This window comes from Streptomyces sp. NPDC048417 (genome assembly GCF_040651615.1).
In the GTDB taxonomy this organism is placed as follows: domain Bacteria; phylum Actinomycetota; class Actinomycetes; order Streptomycetales; family Streptomycetaceae; genus Streptomyces.
Map to the genome: position 1 here is coordinate 25327 of NZ_JBEZKI010000035.1, position 16214 is coordinate 41540.

Sequence of the window (16214 nt, forward strand, 5' to 3'; positions counted from 1 at the left end):
CTCAGGGGCGCGGGGAACTGCGCGAGCAACGGCGACGGCGCCGCACCGGTTGTCCGAACGCGAGCCACGACGGCGCGCTCGTCAGGGGCGCGGGGCAACTGCGCGGGTGACAGCGACGGCGCGCCGCTCAGGGGCGCGGGGAACTGCGCGAGCGACGGCGACGGCGCCGCACCGATTGTCCGAACGCGAGCCACGACGGCGCGCTCCTCAGGGGCGCGGGGAACTGCGCGAAACCGTGCAACGGCGCCGCACCGGCCACGCGGCCCTCCGGTTCCACGGCGCCCGTGCCCGCCGTCGCCCCCGCCGGAAAAGGGGCCGACCCGCGACGAGTCGGCCCCCCTGAGCGGAACGCTCAGTCCGTGCCCAGTTCCATCGCCGCCCGGTCCAGCAGTTCGTCGGCGTCCGGCGCGGCCTCCCCGCGGGACGCGATCGCCTCGGCGCCACCCTCCGGCATGCTGCCGATCAGGCCCGTCGCCGCGGCCTGCGCCGCACCGATCGCCGGGTTGGCGGAGCCGATCAGGCCGAGGCCCGCGTACTGCTCCAGCTTCGCGCGGGAGTCGGCGATGTCGAGGTTGCGCATGGTCAGCTGGCCGATCCGGTCCACCGGACCGAACGCCGCGTCCTCGGTCCGCTCCATCGACAGCTTGTCGGGGTGGTAGCTGAACGCCGGACCCGTCGTGTCGAGGATCGAGTAGTCCTCGCCGCGCCGCAGCCGCAGCGTCACCTCACCGGTGACGGCCGCGCCGACCCACCGCTGGAGCGACTCGCGGATCATCAGCGCCTGCGGGTCCAGCCACCGGCCCTCGTACATCAGCCGGCCCAGCCGCCGACCCTCGTTGTGGTACTGCGCGACCGTGTCCTCGTTGTGGATCGCGTTGACCAGCCGCTCGTACGCGGCGTGCAGCAGCGCCATGCCCGGCGCCTCGTAGATCCCGCGGCTCTTTGCCTCGATGATCCGGTTCTCGATCTGGTCGGACATGCCGAGGCCGTGCCGGCCGCCGATCGCGTTGGCCTCCATGACCAGCTCGACGGCGGTCTCGAACTCCTTGCCGTTGATCGTCACGGGACGGCCCTGGTCGAAGCCGACGGTCACGTCCTCGGGGAGGATCTCGACCTCGGGGTCCCAGAATCGCACGCCCATGATCGGGTCGACGGTCTCGATGCCGTTGTCCAGGTGCTCCAGGGTCTTCGCCTCGTGCGTGGCGCCCCAGATGTTGGCGTCGGTGGAGTACGCCTTCTCGGTGCTGTCCCGGTACGGCAGCCCGTGCGCGAGCAGCCACTCGGACATCTCCTTGCGGCCGCCGAGCTCGGTGACGAAGTCCGCGTCCAGCCAGGGCTTGTAGATCCGCAGGTGCGGGTTGGCGAGCAGGCCGTACCGGTAGAACCGCTCGATGTCGTTGCCCTTGAAGGTCGAGCCGTCGCCCCAGATCTGGACGTCGTCCTCCAGCATGGCCCGCACCAGCAGCGTGCCGGTGACGGCGCGGCCCAGCGGGGTGGTGTTGAAGTACGCCCGCCCGCCCGAGCGGATGTGGAACGCACCGCAGGTCAGTGCGGCCAGGCCCTCCTCGACCAGCGCCGCCCGGCAGTCGACCAGGCGCGCGATCTCGGCACCGTAGGTCTGGGCGCGGCCGGGCACCGAGGCGATGTCGGGCTCGTCGTACTGGCCGATGTCGGCGGTGTACGTGCACGGGACGGCGCCCTTGTCGCGCATCCACGCGACCGCGACCGAGGTGTCGAGCCCGCCGGAGAAGGCGATGCCGACGCGCTCGCCGGCGGGAAGGGAGGTGAGGACCTTGGACATAGGAAGAGTATGCATCACAACGCATGGTCATGCAAAGCCCCAGTTCGCGGCCCAGGTGTCCTCTCTCAACGAAGTCCGTCGCCCGTACTCGGCTGACCTGCGTGGACTGGATGCGGTGAGACACGTGGACTGGGTTCGTCGAGACGGACTCACCGGGTGGGGACTGGTCGCGTGTGTCAAATTGTCCCGTGTCAGGTGATCCGGCCTGATTCGCTCGTCGTCTCAGGCGATCTGTTCCGGTTGGTGACGCTGTCGGTGGGGCGGCGAGCGATCGTCTCTGTCGCGGCCTGTGACCGGGGTGACATCACTCCATCGACTCCAGAATGCGGTCGAGTGTCCGGCGCCCCATTCTGCTCATCGTCGGATTGGTCTCGACGTAGTACCAGACAAGACCCATCGCCTGTTCGAACGCCCATGCCTTGCCGCGCTCCCACTCCAGATCGTCACAGCCCAGTGTCCGCCGGAGCACTTCCCGCGGGCCTGGCTGCAAAAGGTGCCAGGCACTGACCAGATCCAGCGCGGGGTCGGCCGGGCCGAAGCCGCCGGTGTCGAGTACGCCGCTGAGCCGGTCTCCCGCGACCAGTACATTGCCGGGGATCAAGTCACTATGGCTCATCACGTCGGCACCCGTGCGCGGCAACTCCCGAAGGTGGCTCCACGCCTGGCGCAGCCGGGGCACGTCGAGCAGCTCCTTACTCTCCTCGAAGCACGTCGCCATCCAATCGTCGTGGTGAGCGAGAACGCCGCCGCGACCCTCGCCGCTGAAGAGCCGCCCCCGCGTCGCGGCCTCCCGGAGTGCCGCGATGAAGGCCGCAAGGTCCTCGGCAAAAGCGTCCGACCCACTCGGGTCGGCGTCCGAGGCGACCGTTCCCGGCAGCCATGTCTGGACCGACCACGGCATGGGGTAACCCGCTCCAGGCTTTCCCAGGGCGACGGGTTCCGGGGCGGGGAACCGAGACACCTGCGCCAACTCCGCGCTCGCCTGGGCTTCCTGATGCAGAAACGTCAGCGTCTCGGCGGCATCGGCCAGACGCAGTGGGAAACGCGCCGAGAGGTCGTTCCCGATGCGGAAGATGGCGTTGACCGTCCCGGTCGACGGCAGGAGTCGGATCGCCTTGCCGCTCCACTGAGGGAACTGTTCCTGGACCAAAGCCGCAACGGTTTCGGTGGTCACGTCCACTTGGTCATCGTGCATGGTCATCTCTCGCGCGCTCTTCCACTAGTCCGACTCGAAACGCCGGAAGCAGGCCGGATCAACTGAGGCGACAGCCAGTATTCATGCGCCAGGGTTCGGATCAACTGAGATTTCCGGCTCCGACGAAAGGGCCGGTTGCGGGCGACGACGGTGTCGCGGCGGGTGCAGGGCGCGCCATGGACGGCGTGCCGGCGGCCGCCCTGGAGCGCAGGGGCTGGAAGCGGATGCCGCATCGCGTGTCGATCAGCGCTCGTTGCAGGTCGGCAGTTGCAGGTCGGCAAGGGGGCGTCCCGCCGCCCAGTGTCAGCCCGGGAAGTGCCGCTCACTCCGCGACCAGCGGAACGTACGTACCGGAGCGACCTCCTCGAACCGACTGGTCACACGTCCCGCAACGGACGCCGACGACGCCCGTGCACTGCAGCCATGTACGACAACTCGATGCACGGCCCCGCCCGATCGACCCCAGCCGGTACAGCCATCCAGCACCCCCAGAAAACGACTCATGGGGTGACACGGGACCAAGGGGATGACCGGAAGAGGGTTGCCATGCGAACACTCCCGATATATCGTTGAGGCATCGCGAACGATACGCGACAGATCAACGATGGAATGGAGTGATTGCCATGCGTTCCCACGGACACGAGCGTGGACATGGACAGCGACAGGGACGCCGTGCGGCGTTCGGGCCCTTCGGTCCGGGCGGCCCCGGCTTCGGCCCCGGCGGGCCCGGTTTCGGACCGGGGCACTGGGGGCCGCGAGGGCGCGGCGGTCCCAGGGGGAGGGCGCGGCGCGGTGACGTGCGGGCCTCGATCCTGGCCCTGCTGAAGGACCGCCCGATGCACGGCTACGAGATGATCCAGGAGATCGCCGAGCGCAGCGGCGGTGCGTGGAAGCCCAGCCCCGGCTCGGTCTACCCCACCCTCCAGCTGCTGGAGGACGAGGGTCTGATCACCAGCGAGAGCGAGGGCGGCAAGAAGCTGTTCTCCCTCACCGACAGCGGCCGTACGGCCGCCGACGAGGGCCCGGACGCCCCTTGGGAAGAGGCTTCCCGCGGGGTCGACTTCGAAGCGCTCGGCGAGATCCGGCAGGCCGGCTTCGGCCTGATGGAGGCCTTCGGGCAGGTCTGGAAGACCGGCACCAAGGAGCAGCGCGAGAAGGCGCTGGCCGTCATCAACGAGACCCGCAAGAAGCTGTACCTCATCCTCGCCGATGAGGACTGACCCTCGTGGTCACGGCGAACAGGGCGCCCCGTGGAGTGATCCGCGGGGCGCCCTTCCGGCTGCCCGGGGCTGGGCTCAGGCCACCAGCCCGGCCAGCTTGCGCAGCGACTCGTTCAGCGCGGCCGTCGCCGAGTCCTTGAGCTTGCCCGCCATCAGTGACACGGCCGCGCCCGTGAACTCGCCGTCGATCCGCACCCCCGTCGCGTCCCCGTCCGGGGTCAGCGTGTAGCGGGTCGCGACGGTCACCGCCATCGGGCCCTTGCCGCGGATCGCCAGCACCCGCGCCGGCTCCAGCTCCTCGATGGTCCACTCGACCTCCGCCGGGAAGCCCATCAGCTTCATGTTCTCCTGGAAGGTCCCGCCCACCGTCAGGTTCTCCGGGCCGCCCTTGGGGAAACTGGTGTGGGTCGCGTTCCACTGCCCGTACGCCGACCAGTCGGTGAGCTGTGCCCACACCTTCTCGGCCGGTGCCTGGATGCGTGACTCCGCGCTGACTTCGGCCATGCGACCACCCCTTCGTATCGGGCTACGGTGTCGCGGAACGTAGCCGCAGGGCCTCGAACATTCAATACTGATGAACCGTCAGGAAATGTGCGGATCCCCGGTCGCGCCCGGAGCCTCAGACCACCCGCCGTATCTCCGCCGCGTCGAACAGGTCCCAGGCCCGCGGGAAGGCGCTTTCGTCGTGGCAGTGCCACGCGTCCCAGAACAGGTCCGCGAGCAGCGCGTCCTCCGGCGCGTACACCCGGTACACGTACTGCCTGCCGTCGACCGCAGGCAGCGCGACCAGCCAGCAACCGCACCCGCTCTCCATAACGACGAGAGACGTACGACCGGTGCGCGGCGGTTGCGCATGGGGCGCACGGCAAGACGGCGCGCGCCCCGTGCGGGGGAATCGGCCTGATCTCATCCGTAAGGAGGAGATTCCGGCCGTCGCCGTCCACTCTGCGTGGGACGCGAAGATGCTTCCCCTCGGCGATGACTCAAGCGCTTGCGGTTGATGAGGTAGGGGATGTGCAACCCCGTATTCCCCGCCAGTCCGTCCAGGACCAGGGCGGCATCCACACGGACGACGATGCCGGGCTCGGCGCCGAGCTGGCAGCGGTGGTCGCCGGTGCCCGCCGGAGGGCGGTGCGGGACGGGGACCGCCAGGTCGACACCGCCCATCTGCTGCACTCGCTGATCGAGCACGACCCCGAGGTCCGCGCCGTCATCGGCGACGCCCCGCAACTCGCCCGGCTGCTCGGCTATCTCGTGCAGCGCAGCATCGGCTACGGGCTGCGCTGGCAGAGCGGGGTCGAGGACTCCGGCGCGCTGCCGGCCGTTGCGCAGGCCGGGGCGAAGGGGGACGGGGCCTGGTCGCCGGTGGCCGCGGCCGCCCTGGAGTACGCCCGTAGCCGCGCCCGGCGCCGCACCGCCGACCGGGCCGAGGGCACCGATCTGCTGGCGGGCCTCGTCGTGGATCCGGAGTCCCGGGCCGTGGAGGTGCTGGAGCGGGCCGGAGTGGCCGCCCGTGCCCTGGCCGTGCGGGTCGACGGGGATGGCGGAGTGTGGGACGCCGAGACGGAAAGCCGCACGTCCAGCCGTTGAGACAGGGGTCAAAGGGCGTGACGCTCATGTCGTCCCCTGGCATCATGTGCCGGTGCGTATCACTGACAGCAGCCATGGCAGGGGCCTCGGGCTCTCCCTCGCCCTCGGATCGGCACTCGCCTTCGGCGGCTCCGGCGTCGCGGCCAAGCCGCTGATCGAGGCCGGGCTCGACCCGCTGCACGTGGTGTGGCTGCGGGTGGCGGGCGCCGCCCTGGTGATGCTGCCGCTCGCCGTCCGCCACCGTGACCTGCCGCGCCGCCGGCCCGCGCTGCTCGCCGGGTTCGGCCTGCTCGCCGTCGCCGGTGTCCAGGCCTGCTACTTCGCCGCGATCTCCCGCATACCCGTGGGGGTGGCGCTGCTCGTGGAGTACCTCGCCCCCGCGCTGGTGCTCGGCTGGGTCCGATTCGTACAGCGCCGGCCGGTCACCCGCGCTGCCGCGCTCGGCGTCGCCCTCGCGGCCGGCGGTCTCGCGTGCGTCGTCGAGGTGTGGGCGGGGCTGAGCTTCGACGCGCTGGGGCTGACGCTGGCACTGGCGGCGGCGTGCTGTCAGGTGGGGTACTTCGTGCTCGCCGATCACGGTGGCGGAGACGGCGTGGATCCCCTGGGGGTCATCGCGTACGGGCTGCTGGTGGGGGCCGCTGTGCTGACGGTCGTGGCGCGGCCGTGGGCGATGGACTGGTCGGTGCTGGCCGGCTCCGCGCGGATGAACGGGACGACGGTGCCGGCGTTCGCCCTGCTGGCGTGGATCGTGCTGGTCGCGACGGTCATCGCCTACGTCACCGGTGTGCTGTCGGTGCGGCGGCTGTCTCCGCAGGTCGCGGGGGTGGTGGCCTGTCTCGAGGCGGTCGTGGCGACCGTGCTGGCCTGGGTACTGCTGGGGGAGCGGCTGGCGGCGCCGCAGGTACTGGGCGGGGCCGTTGTGCTGCTGGGCGCGTTCATCGCGCAGTCCTCGACGCCGGCGAAGGAGTCGGTGGTGGACCGGAGCGTGGTGGAGGGGCGGGTCGCCTCGACGTCCGCGGGATGACCGTCCGCCGGCGGGTGCGGGTGCGGGGGCTCCGTGGGCGGTGTCGCCTCGCCACGGCCCCGCGCACCCACCGAAGGGGCGCGCAGGCCCTTGCCGGAACGTGCGTCAGGCGTGCTTGAGGTACGACGGAACCGGTACGTCCGCCGCCAGGTCGCCGTTGGCGATCGGCGTGCCGTACCCCTTTCGCAGCGGCACCACGCCCGCCCAGTACGGCAGGTCCAGGTCCTCGGGCTCGTCGTTGGCGGCACCCGTGCGGGTCTTGGCCGAGACCTCGTCCAGGTCCAGGCGGATCACCGCCGTCGCGGCCAGTTCCTTCCGGTCGGCCGGGCGGGAGTCGGCGGAGCGGCCCGGCACCACGTGGTCGACCAGGGCGTCCAGCGCGAGACGCTTCTCCTCGGGGTCGGTGACCTGGTGGGCGACGCCGTGCACCACGACCGAGCGGTAGTTGATCGAGTGGTGGAAGGCGGAGCGGGCCAGCACCAGGCCGTCCACATGGGTGACCGTCACGCACACCGGGAGCCCGGGGTCGGCCTGTCCGGTCATCCGCAGCGGGCGCGAGCCCGTCGAGCCGTGCACGTACAGCACCTCGCCGACCCGGGCGAACAGCGTCGGCAGCACCACCGGCGCGCCGTCGCGCACGAAGCCGAGGTGGCAGACATAGCCCTCGTCGAGGATCGAGTGCACCACTTCCCTGTCGTACGACGCCCGCTCGGCGGAGCGTGTCGGGACGGTGCGGTCGGACGGGGTGTAGGCGGCGGGCTGCGTCGGTACGGTCCCCTGCACGGCGGGCTCAGCGGTCTCCATTGCGCATCTCCATTGCACTAGTGCATAATCTACTTTGTGCTAGGAGAATATCGGATCGAAGGCCGGGGCGCAGCGGAGATTGCGGCCAGCGTCGAGCGCGCGGTGGGTACGGGAGAGCTGGAGCCGGGCCAACTGCTGCCGCCGATGCGGGAGTTGGCGGGACGGCTCGGGGTGAACCCCAATACGGTCGCGGCCGCGTACCGCACCCTGCGCGAGCGCGGGGTCATCGAGACCGCCGGCCGGCGGGGCAGCCGTATCCGCTCCAAGCCGGCCACCACCGGACGGGACCGGATCCGGGTCGACGTCCCGCCCGGCGTGCGCGACCTGTCCTCCGGCAACCCCGACCCCGCGCTGCTCCCCGCCCTCGCCCCGGCCCTGACGGCCCTGGCCGCCGACGAGGGCGAGCGTGACCCGGTCCTCTACGGCGCCGACCCCGTCGAGCAGGAGCTGGAGCGGATCTCGCGCGCCGAACTCACCGCCGACGGCGTGCCCGACGGGCCGTTCACCGTCACCTCCGGCTCCCTCGACGCCGTCGAGCGGGTCCTGCTGGCCCACCTCAAGCCGGGCGACCCGGTCGCCGTCGAGGACCCCGGATGGGGCCGCACCCTCGATCTCGTCCCCGCACTGGGGCTGCGCACCGTCCCGGTGGCCGTCGACGACGACGGACCGAGCGCCGACAGCCTGCGCCGGGCGCTGGAGTCCGGGGCGCGCGCCCTGATCGTCACCGCCAGGGCGCACAACCCCACCGGTGCCGCGGTGAGCGCCGCACGCGCGCGTGCGCTGCGTGCCGTGCTGCGCGACCACCCGCACACCGTGCTGATCGAGGACGACCATGGCCACGGCATCGTCGACCTGCCCCTGCACCCCCTGGTGGGCACCACCCGGCACTGGGCCTTCGTGCGCTCGGCCGCCAAGGCCTACGGCCCGGACCTGCGGCTGGCCGTCATGACCGGCGACGAGCTCACCATCGACCGGGTGCGGGGCCGGCAGCGGCTGGGGCCGGGCTGGGTGAGCCGCCTGCTCCAGCGCACGGTGGTCCGGATGCGGACGGACGGGGCGGTGCACGGCCCGCAGGTGGCGGCGGCCTACCGGGCCCGCCGTGAGCTGCTGATCGACGCGCTCGCGGACCACGGCATCGAGGCGCACGGCCGCAGCGGCATGAACGTCTGGGTCCCGGTCCCGGACGAGACGGGCGCGGTGTCCCGTCTGCTGCGCGAGGGGTGGGCGGTGTCCCCCGGGGCGCGGTACCGCCTGGCCTCACCGTCCGGCATCCGGATCACGGTCTCGACATTGACCCCCGAGGAGACCGGCCCGCTGGCGGCGGCCGTCGCGGCGGCGGTCGCACCGGCGAAGGGCGGCATCCAGGCCTAGGCGGGACCGGGCCCCCACCGCGGCTGAGGTCGTGTCGCGGATACTGGCACCTGACGTCGTAGCACAAGGGAGATTTCCCGGTGAGTACCTCTTAGGATCACTTACATGTTGAATCTGGAGCGCCTGCGCACCCTCGATGCCCTCGCCCGGCACGGCTCGGTGAGCGGGGCCGCCGAGGCCCTGCACGTCACCACGTCGGCGGTGTCGCAGCAGATGGGCAAGCTGGAACGGGAGGTGGACCAGCGGCTCCTCGCCAAGAACGGCCGGGGGGTGCGGCTCACCGACGCCGGCCGGCTGCTCGCCGAGCACGCGGCCCGGATCCTCTCCCAGGTGGAGCTGGCCCAGTCCGACCTGGAGGCGCACCGGGGGCAGGTCGTCGGCGAGCTCGCAGTGGCGGCGTTCCCGACGGCCGCCCGCGGCCTGTTCCCGATCGCGCTGGCCGCCCTGCGCGCCCAGCACCCGGCGCTGCGCGTGCGCTCCACCGAACTGGAACCGGAGAACGGCGTCGCCGGGGTGGTACGCGGCGACCTCGACCTCGCCGTCGTCCTGGACTGGTACAACAAGCCGATGCCACTGCCCGACGGGCTGGTCAAGGCGCCGCTGCTGGACGACCCCGCCGATGTGGCCCTGCCGGTCGCGCACCGGCTGGCCGGGCGCGACGAGGTGGACCTGGGGGAGTTCGCCGACGACGAGTGGATCACCTGGGGCGAGGGCGAGTTCTGCCACGAGTGGCTGATGTTCACGCTGCGATCCCGCGGCATCGAACCGCTCATCGGCCACCGCGCGGCCGAGACCCACACCCAACTCAACCTGGTGGCCGCCGGGCTGGGGGTCTGCATCGCCCCGCTGCTGGGCCGCCATCCGGTGCCGGAGGGCGTCCTCATGGTGCCGCTGAAGCAGCGGGCGCGCCGCCATGTGTACGCCGTCTGGCGGGCCGATGCCGACCGCCGCCCCTCGATCCGCGCGGCGGTACGGGCCCTGCGGGGCGCGGCCGAGGCGATCTCCTGAACCGCCCCGCGCCGAACCCCGACCGACCGTGAGGGGGCGGAGCGCGGCCGTTCAGCGCAGTACGGCCGCCAGCAGGTCGGTGCCCAGCGCCGTCAGGTCGGGCAGGCTGAGGGTGTAGCGGACGTAACGGCCGTGGCGCCGGGCGGTGAGCAGGCCCGCGCGGCGCAGGACGGCGAGGTGGCGGGAGACTTCGGGCGGCGAGAGTTCCCAGGCGTGGGCCAGCTCTCGGGTGGTGTGCGGGCCACGGGCCAGCGTGCGCAGCAGCCGCAGCCGTACCGGATGCGCGAGTGCCTCCAGCCGTAGCGTGACCGTCTCCAGCGGCACCGGCTCCGACGGGCCGGGCTCGGCCACGGGGTACTGCACCACCGGCTGCCACCCCGGTGTGTGGACCGCCACCAGGTGGGGGTGGCCGAAGACGGTCGGGATGAAGGTGACTCCGGTGCCGTGGGCGGCGGTCGACTTGTCCTGCAGCTTGTCCACGATGATGCGGTCGCCGTCCGGTGCCAGGGTGACCGCGCCGGAGACCGAGGCGAGGGCCGCGCCGAGACCCTGGTGCTTCAACACGTCGTTCTTCAGCCGCAGATCGGCGGCGAGCCGCACCGCGATAGCCGTCCAGGCGGCGTCGAAGAACGCCTCGGCACATTGTGCGAGGGTGTCGCGCAACCGGGCCCGCACCGCGGCCGGATCCGCGAGCAGCCGTTCCGCGAAGGCCTCCTGGGACGCGCCGCGGGCCTGCGCCAGATCCAGGGCCCGCTGCCGCGCGGCCGGGTCGGCGAGCGGCGACCGGGCGGCGAAGTGCACCCGGCTGCTGCCGCACGTGGTGACGAGCGCGGCGGTCACATACCGTTCGTCGTCGATCCGGTCCACGTCGTCCAACTCCTCGGCGAGGGTGGGCCGGGGCCGGGCGGGGATCAGGAAGTCCGCCTGCGAGGACCGCCAGAGGAAGTCCGCCTCCCGGAGCCGCTCGGCCAGCTCCGGCCGCAGCCCGGCCCAGACGTCCGCGGCCCAGCCGGCCAGCTGCGGATGATGCCCGGGTTCGGCCAGCACATGCAGCATCGCGGTCAGCTCGGCCAGCGGCGAGGCGGCGAACCGCAGCCGCTCGGCCGGCGGCCCGCTGATGTCGATGCGAAGCGTCATCCGGTCATCATCCCCGGCCGGACGGTGGACGACGACGCCGGTTGACGGTATCCGTCAACCGGCGTGCCGCGCACGGCGGGCGAACGCAGCTTGGGCCCCATGACCACCACCACCGGCATCCGGCCCCGCACCCTCGTCCGGGCCTCCGGAGGCCCCCGCTATGCCTTTGCCCTCGCCGTGGACGCGCTCGGCACCGGCCTGTTGCGGCCCTTTCTGCTGCTCTACGGGATGACGGTGCTGCGGCTGTCCGCGCCCGTCACCGGCGCCGCCATGACCGTCGGCATCGTCGCGGGCCTGGTGTGCGTGCCCGCGGTGGGCCGCTGGCTGGACCGGGGCGCCCGGAGCACGGCCGTGGCGGCGTCGATGCTGGTGCGGGTGGCGGGCGTGGTCCTGCTGCTGGCGGCCCCGGCGGGACACGTCTCCTCGTTCGTGGCGGCGGCGCTCTTCCTCGGCATCGGCAACCAGGCCTGGCCCGCCGCCCACGCCGCCCTCGTGGCCACGGTCGCCCACGGCCGGGAACGCGACGCGGCCCTGGCAGCCGGCCGTGCCCTGCGCAACGCCGGTATGGGCGTCGGCGCACTCGTCGCCACCGCCTGCCTGGCGGGCGGCAGCAGCGCGTTCCGGGCACTGGCGGCCGGCACCGGGCTCGCCTACTGCGCCGCCGCGGCCCTGGCCTGGTCGGTCCGCATCCACGCGCACCCGGCCGCCACCCCGACGGAGGACGGGGCCGGCCGGCCCGCACCCCGGATGCGCGCACTTCTGATCGCCAACGTGGTCTACGTCTTCTGCCTCAACGTCCCCGAAGTCGCGCTCCCGCTGGTCCTGGTGACGCAGCTGCACGCGTCCCCGGTGTGGTCGGCCGTGATCTTCGTGGCCAACACGGTGCTGGTGGTCGTCCTCCAGGTACCGGTCACCGTGCTGATGTCCCGGTTCTCCCGGCGGACCGCGCTCGCCCTGGCCGGCCTGCTGCTCACCGCGTCCTACCTCGGCTTCCTCGCGGTCACCGGGGCGGGACCCGGCTGGGGCGCCCCGGCCCTCGCCGCGGTGTCCGTGGTCTGCACCCTCGGCGAGATCGGCTACGCCGGCAGCGCCACCGCCCTCGTGACCCATCTCGCCCCGGCCCAGGTCCTGGGCCGGTCCCTGGCCCGCTTCCAGCTCTCCACGGGGTTCGGCCTCGCGGTCTCCCCGGCGGTCATCACCACGCTCGCGGCGCGTGGCCCGGCCGCCCTCTGGGGCACCCTGGCCGCGGCCACCCTGGCCGCGGCCACCCTGCTGTCCGCCGCGGCCGTCGCCACCGAGTAGGTGCGATCCTCCTCAGCTCCCCAGCTTGCGGAAGTCCCAGGAGGCGGTCTTCGTCGGGGTCAGCCGGGCCCAGGCGTGCCTGCCGTCGTGCGGCATCTCGTCCAGGCCGAAGTTCTTGCGGGCGAACAGGGTCTCGACGTAGTCGAGTTCGGCGACCAGCTCACCGGTGCGCGGCACCTCGCCCACGAACTCGACGGTCCCTCTCAGCTCCACGCCGCGCAACTGGTCGTACTCCTCACCGGAGTCGACCACGACCGCCACCCGCGGATCGCGGCTCAGGTCCTTCCAGCGCTGGCTGCGCACCACCGAGTACAGCCACAGCGACTTGCCGTCCCAGGCGAACCACAGGGCGCTGACATGCGGGGCGCCGGACGCCGACACGGTCGCGACCCGGCAGGTGCGCTGTGTGGTGAGGAACTCGTCCAGCTCACCGGGCGTCATCATGATCTTCCGGCCCCGGCGCTGCGTGTCGGTCATGCGGCCCCCTCTTCTTCCGTTCCCGCGCAATGCTGGTTAGTCTCGCCCGCCCCGCACCAAGGCGGAAGGGGGCGTCACATGCCGTCGTACGAACGGCTCGCGGAGCTCATCGATCCCGTGAGCACCGTCCTGCTCACCGTGGAGTGCCAGCAGGGCGTGGTCGGCCCGCACAGCGCGCTGCCCGAACTCGCCCAAGAGGCCCGGGCGTCGGGCGCCCTTGCCAATATCGCCCGGCTGGTCGCCGCCGCGCACGACACCGGCGTCCAGGTGATCCACGCGCTCGCCGAACGCCGCCCCGACGGCCGGGGGGCGAACCGCAACGCCCGCCTGTTCCGTGCCGCCGAACGGCTGCCCGTCCAGCAGCTCTCCGGTACCGCGGCGGTCCGCGTCGCACCCCCCATCGAGGTCTCGGAGGAGGACCTGGTGGTACGGCGGCTGCACGGCCTGTCGCCGATCCAGGGGACCGACGTCGACCCGCTGCTGCGCAACCTCGGCTGCCGCACCCTGATCGTCACCGGGGTCTCGGCCAACGTGGCCGTCCCCAACGCCGTGTTCGACGCGGTGAACCGGGGCTACACGGCCGTCGTCCCGGTCGACGCCATCGCGGGAGTGCCCTCCGAGTACACCCCCGCGATGGTCCGCAACACCCTCGCGTTGGTCGCTACGGTCGCGACCACGGACGAGGTGCTCGGCTGCCTCAAGAACCCGCGCGGGCGGGCCTGAGCCGAGGGTCAGGCCAGTGTGATCTGGTCACCGGAGACGGTGATGTTCGCGGCCGTCAGACCCGTCGTCGCCGGGCCCTTCTTCACGCTGCCGTCGGCGATGGCGAACTCACTGCCGTGGCAGGGACAGACGATCGCGCCGTTGGCGATGCTCGACACCGCGCAGCCCGCGTGCGGGCACTTCGTCGAGAACGCCTTGTAGGTGCCCGACGCCGGCTGGGTGACGACCACGGCCTGGTCCTTGTAGATCGTGCCGCCGCCCTCGGGTATGTCCGAGGTCTTGGCGAGCGCGGAGCCACCGGCCGCCGCCGTGGAGGTGTCGGTCGAGCCGCCGCCCGAGCCGTTGCTGTCCTGGGTGGTGGAGCCACCGCCCGTGTTGTTCGTGGTCGAGCTCGAGTTGTCGTCGGACGACCCGCAGGCGGTCAGCGCGGCGGCGAGCCCCGCCGCTCCGGCAGCCGCCATGATCGTGCGGCGGGCCGGTTTGGCAGAGGGGTTGAGCGATGCGCTGGTCATGTGAGGGATTCCCTTCCGCGGAGCTTCTCGTTGATCCGTCCAGGGGTACGGTCTTCGGGCACCACCTGTTCAGACGGCATCCCGATAGTGACCACCTCGACATGAGCCCCCGGTAAAACGTCGCTGTCGGTTCCCTGTCGGCGTCCGCGGCCGACGGTCGATTCGGGACGAGACGGGCCGTGTCGCCCCCAGGGAGAGCGGTAGATGCCGAGATGCCGGCGGGCCGCGGCCCGCCGGGTGATGAGAGGGCGGTCCGATTCCGGGAAGTCTGTCCGTCGCTCGGCGAAGACCGGATGCGATCAAATGGATAAGGTAACCCTAAGTTTGTATGGCTGTCGCTGTTGAGTGGCGGCGTCGCGTGCCTTCGCCGGGGGATCATGCCCTGATGGCCCACCGCCGGTCCCGGCGGGCGGCCACGTCCGCGGCGTCACGGCTGAAGCCGGCCGCCGCCGCAGAGGGAGGCTCGATGACGGACTTCGCAGGCGCATCGCGCGGGCCGGTGGCGGAGACACCGTCCCGGGGAACGACGGTGACACTCGCCCGGGTTCGGCTGGGGGCGGGCGGACCGCTCGTCCGCGTGCGGGTGGCGGACGGCAGGGTCACCCATGTGGTCGCGGAGCAGGAGAGGCCGGAGTCCGCCGGACTCGTCGCGGGTGACCGGGTCCTCGACCTGGACGGGCGGGTACTCCTGCCCGGACTGTGGGACGCCCACGTCCATCTCGCCGAGTGGGCCAGCGCGCGCCGCAGGCTCGATCTGTCCGGCACCGCCTCCGCGCCGGAGGTGGCCGACCGGGTCCGCGACCACGGCCGTGCGGCCCCCGGCGGATCGGTGCTGTTCGGGTACGGCTTCCGGGACGGGCTCTGGAGCGACGCCCCGCACAAGGAACTGCTCGACGCGGCCCTGCCGGATCGTCCGGTCGCCCTGGTCAGTGCCGATCTGCACGCCGTGTGGCTGAACTCCGCCTGCCTGGCCCTGGCCGGCCGGGGCGACCACCCGACCGGGCTGGTCCGGGAGCACGAGGGACACGTGGTCCTCTCGGCCCTTCCCGAGGCACCGGCCGAGACGGTGGACGGCTGGGTCGCCGACGCCTGCCGGGCCGCCGCCGCACGCGGGATCACCGGTGTCATCGACTTCCAGTTCGGCGACACGGTGGGCGCCTGGGAGCGGCGCTCGGCGCAGTCCCCGCCGGCCGTACGGGTGGCCGCGGCCGTCTACCCGAGCCACCTGGACGCGGCCCTGGCGCGCGGACTGCGTACCGGGTCCCGGATCGGCGCGCACGGGGACCTGGTGCGCATCGGCCCGCTCAAGCTCTTCACGGACGGCTCGCTCAACACCCGCACCGCGCTGTGCCGCGACCCCTACCCCGGCCTCGAGGGCACGGACGGCGCCCACGGCATCGAGCAGACGCCACCGGACGAGTTGGTGCGGTTGATGCGCCGGGCCGCCGCCCACGGCATCGAACCCGCGGTGCACGCCATCGGCGACCGCGCCAACACCGTGGCCCTGGACGCCTTCGAGGCCGTGCGCTGCCGTGGCCGGATCGAACACGCCCAGCTGTTGAGCCCCGAAGACCTGCCGCGCTTCGCGGAGTTGGACGTCGTCGCGGGGGTGCAGCCCCGGCATGCCACGGACGACCGGGACGTGGCCGACCGGTACTGGGCCGGCCGCACCGAACGCGCCTTCGCCTACGCCGACCTGCTGGCCGCCGGGGCGCGGCTGGAGTTCGGCTCGGACGCCCCCGTCTCACCGCTCGACCCCTGGCTCGCCGTCGCGTCGGCCGTCAGCCGCACCGACGACGGCCGCCCCGCCTGGCACCCGGAACAGCGCCTGCCGATACGGGACGCGCTGGCCGCGGCGGCGCGCGGGCGCCGGCTCATCAGGGTCGGGGACCCCGCCGACCTGGTGGTCGTCGACGCGGATCCGCTGACGGCGGATCCGGACACGCTGCGCGCGATGCCGGTGCACGCCACGATGACGGACGGCCGCTGGACCCACGGGCCGTACTGAGTCCGCTCTGTGTCGCCGACGCCGCTCTGTGTTGCCGACCGC

The 16214-nt window shown here is 72.5% G+C and carries 16 protein-coding genes; 8 read left to right on the top strand and 8 right to left on the bottom strand.

The annotated features are described in order from the left end of the window. Positions 1–352 precede the first annotated feature (352 nt). Together argG and AB0D59_RS41260 are read right to left on the bottom strand one after the other, a co-directional pair. Positions 353–1801: an argininosuccinate synthase gene (argG, locus tag AB0D59_RS41255; protein ID WP_362576415.1), complete on the bottom strand. Its 1449-nt coding sequence runs from the start codon at positions 1799–1801 to the stop codon at positions 353–355. A gap of 304 nt (positions 1802–2105) precedes the next feature. After that, positions 2106–3002 carry an aminoglycoside phosphotransferase family protein gene (locus AB0D59_RS41260; RefSeq protein WP_362576416.1) on the bottom strand — a complete coding sequence of 299 codons (897 nt, stop codon included), beginning with the start codon at positions 3000–3002 and terminating at the stop codon, positions 2106–2108. A 617-nt stretch (positions 3003–3619) separates the two neighbouring features. Here AB0D59_RS41260 and AB0D59_RS41265 point away from each other — a divergent pair. Then, positions 3620–4216: a PadR family transcriptional regulator gene (locus AB0D59_RS41265; protein ID WP_360493184.1), complete on the top strand. Its 597-nt coding sequence runs from the start codon at positions 3620–3622 to the stop codon at positions 4214–4216. Between the two features lie 75 nt (positions 4217–4291). On the opposite strand, the gene AB0D59_RS41270 is transcribed toward AB0D59_RS41265, so the two are convergent. Then, positions 4292–4720, bottom strand: a complete 429-nt coding sequence (locus tag AB0D59_RS41270) for an SRPBCC family protein (protein ID WP_362576417.1) — start codon at positions 4718–4720, stop codon at positions 4292–4294. 115 nt (positions 4721–4835) lie between these two features. Beyond that, on the bottom strand, positions 4836–5030 hold the full coding sequence (locus AB0D59_RS41275) for a hypothetical protein (RefSeq protein WP_362576418.1): 195 nt from the start codon (positions 5028–5030) through the stop codon (positions 4836–4838). A 200-nt stretch (positions 5031–5230) separates the two neighbouring features. Between AB0D59_RS41275 and AB0D59_RS41280 the strand changes: the two genes are divergently transcribed. After that, positions 5231–5806 (top strand): Clp protease N-terminal domain-containing protein, encoded by a 576-nt coding sequence (locus AB0D59_RS41280; RefSeq protein WP_362576419.1) that lies wholly within the window; start codon positions 5231–5233, stop codon positions 5804–5806. A 46-nt stretch (positions 5807–5852) separates the two neighbouring features. Then, positions 5853–6830 carry an EamA family transporter gene (locus AB0D59_RS41285; RefSeq protein WP_362576420.1) on the top strand — a complete coding sequence of 326 codons (978 nt, stop codon included), beginning with the start codon at positions 5853–5855 and terminating at the stop codon, positions 6828–6830. Between the two features lie 105 nt (positions 6831–6935). On the opposite strand, the gene AB0D59_RS41290 is transcribed toward AB0D59_RS41285, so the two are convergent. After that, positions 6936–7613 carry a pyridoxamine 5'-phosphate oxidase family protein gene (locus AB0D59_RS41290; RefSeq protein WP_362576478.1) on the bottom strand — a complete coding sequence of 226 codons (678 nt, stop codon included), beginning with the start codon at positions 7611–7613 and terminating at the stop codon, positions 6936–6938. A gap of 57 nt (positions 7614–7670) precedes the next feature. Between AB0D59_RS41290 and AB0D59_RS41295 the strand changes: the two genes are divergently transcribed. Continuing rightward, positions 7671–9005, top strand: a complete 1335-nt coding sequence (locus tag AB0D59_RS41295) for an aminotransferase class I/II-fold pyridoxal phosphate-dependent enzyme (RefSeq protein WP_362576421.1) — start codon at positions 7671–7673, stop codon at positions 9003–9005. Positions 9006–9110: 105 nt separating this feature from the next. Beyond that, on the top strand, positions 9111–10013 hold the full coding sequence (locus AB0D59_RS41300; protein WP_362576422.1) for a LysR family transcriptional regulator: 903 nt from the start codon (positions 9111–9113) through the stop codon (positions 10011–10013). 51 nt (positions 10014–10064) lie between these two features. Here AB0D59_RS41300 and AB0D59_RS41305 read toward each other — a convergent pair whose 3' ends face one another. Further along, a complete protein-coding gene (locus AB0D59_RS41305) occupies positions 10065–11150 on the bottom strand; it encodes a helix-turn-helix domain-containing protein (RefSeq protein WP_362576423.1) in 1086 nt (361 codons plus the stop codon). Positions 11151–11249: 99 nt separating this feature from the next. Here AB0D59_RS41305 and AB0D59_RS41310 point away from each other — a divergent pair, with 99 nt between their 5' ends. Then, the gene (locus AB0D59_RS41310; protein WP_362576424.1) at positions 11250–12452 is read left to right on the top strand and encodes an MFS transporter; all 1203 of its coding nucleotides are present in this window, start codon (positions 11250–11252) and stop codon (positions 12450–12452) included. 12 nt (positions 12453–12464) lie between these two features. On the opposite strand, the gene AB0D59_RS41315 is transcribed toward AB0D59_RS41310, so the two are convergent. Continuing rightward, a complete protein-coding gene (locus tag AB0D59_RS41315) occupies positions 12465–12929 on the bottom strand; it encodes a pyridoxamine 5'-phosphate oxidase family protein (protein WP_362576425.1) in 465 nt (154 codons plus the stop codon). A gap of 78 nt (positions 12930–13007) precedes the next feature. Between AB0D59_RS41315 and AB0D59_RS41320 the strand changes: the two genes are divergently transcribed. Then, complete coding sequence (locus AB0D59_RS41320; protein ID WP_362576426.1) at positions 13008–13652, top strand: cysteine hydrolase; 645 nt, start codon at positions 13008–13010, stop codon at positions 13650–13652. A gap of 8 nt (positions 13653–13660) precedes the next feature. Here the strand turns inward: AB0D59_RS41320 and AB0D59_RS41325 are convergent, their stop codons facing one another. Next, entirely contained in the window at positions 13661–14164 is a 504-nt protein-coding gene (locus AB0D59_RS41325; RefSeq protein WP_362576427.1) for a Rieske (2Fe-2S) protein, read from the bottom strand. A 466-nt stretch (positions 14165–14630) separates the two neighbouring features. Between AB0D59_RS41325 and AB0D59_RS41330 the strand changes: the two genes are divergently transcribed. After that, complete coding sequence (locus AB0D59_RS41330; protein ID WP_362576428.1) at positions 14631–16172, top strand: amidohydrolase; 1542 nt, start codon at positions 14631–14633, stop codon at positions 16170–16172. Positions 16173–16214 lie beyond the last annotated feature (42 nt).